This window comes from Microcoleus sp. K5-D4 (genome assembly GCF_036704575.1).
Taxonomy (GTDB): Bacteria; Cyanobacteriota; Cyanobacteriia; order Cyanobacteriales; family Microcoleaceae; genus Microcoleus.
Window position 1 is genome coordinate 1 of sequence record NZ_JAUBSD010000210.1, and the last position, 1,417, is coordinate 1,417.

The 1,417-nt window shown below is 44.5% G+C and carries 1 protein-coding gene; it reads right to left on the reverse strand.

Annotated elements, in window-relative coordinates; all coding sequences use genetic code 11:
* On the reverse strand, positions 1–1,362 hold a 1,362-nt coding region (locus QUA77_RS29095; protein ID WP_333454096.1), incomplete at its 3' end, for a tetratricopeptide repeat protein.
* Positions 1,363–1,417 lie beyond the last annotated feature (55 nt).

Here is a 1,417-nt window from a genome sequence, read left to right on the forward strand (position 1 = left end):
GACGTAGGCAACAGCTAATTTAGGATTGAGGTCGATCGCCTGATTATAATCGGAGATTGCCTCTGCTTTTTGCCCAAGGTCAGACTTGACAATACCCCGATTGACGTAGGCAACAGCTAATTTAGGATTGAGGTCGATCGCCTGATTATAATCGGAGATTGCCTCTGCTTTTTGCCCAAGGTCAGACTTGACAATACCCCGATTGACGTAGGCAACAGCTAATTTAGGATTGAGGTCGATCGCCTGATTATAATCGGAGATTGCCTCTGCTTTTTGCCCAAGGTCAGACTTGACAATACCCCGATTGACGTAGGCAACAGCTAATTTAGGATCGAGCTCTATCGCCTGATTATAATCTGCGAGCGCCTCTGCTTTGTCCCCAAGCTCATACTTGGCACCACCCCGATAGACATAGGCCAGAGAAAATTTTGGTTCGAGCTCGATCGCCTTAGTATGATCGGCGAGCGCCTCTGCTTTTTGTCCTAGGGCAGATTTGACACCACCCCGATTGACGTAAGCAGCAGAAAATTTGGGATCGAGGTCGATCGCCTGATTATAATCGGAGATCGCCTCTGCTTTTTGCCCAATCTCAAACTTGATATTACCCCGCAAGAAGTAGGCAACAGCTAATTTTGGATTCAGATTAACCGCATTAGAAAAAGCGGCCAGCGCCTCTGCTTTTTGCGCCAATTCAGACTTAGCTACACCCTTCTTAAAGTAGACAAAAGCTAATTTTGGATTCAGCTCGTTCGCTTTAATAAAATCTGCCAGCGCCTCTTGTTTAGCCCCTAGTTCATACTTCACATTACCTCTATTGTTGTAAGCATCAGCATCGTTGGGAGCGAGAGCGATTGCCTGATTGTAATCTGCCAGCGCCTCTTCTATTCTTCCTAGGCGAGACTTGGCTAAACCTCTATTGTTGAAACCCGCAGCTAATTTTGGATTCAAGTCTATCGCCTGATTATAATCTGCGATTGCGTCTTCTATTTGTTCTAGGTTATACTTTGCTAAACCACGATTGTTGTAGGCATCAGCATAGTTTGGATTCAAGTTGATCGCCTGATTATAATCAGAGAGTGCCTCTTCTATTTTTCCTTGACGATACTTGGCTAAACCCTGAGTGTAGTAGGCAACAGCTAATTTTGGATTCAGGTTGTTCGCTTTAACAAAATCTGCCAGTGCCTCTTCTTTTTCCCCTAGTTCATACTTAACCTTACCCCGATTGTTGTAAGCATCAGCATCGTTGGGAGCGAGATCGATTGCCTGATTATAATCTGCCAGCGCCTCTTCTATTCTTCCTAAACTAAACTTTGCTAAACCCCGATTTTTGTAAGCACCAACGTAAGGATTCAGGTCTGTGATTGAGGAATAAGAGAAGGCATAAAAAAGTTACAAGAATGGGCAGATATAGCATCAC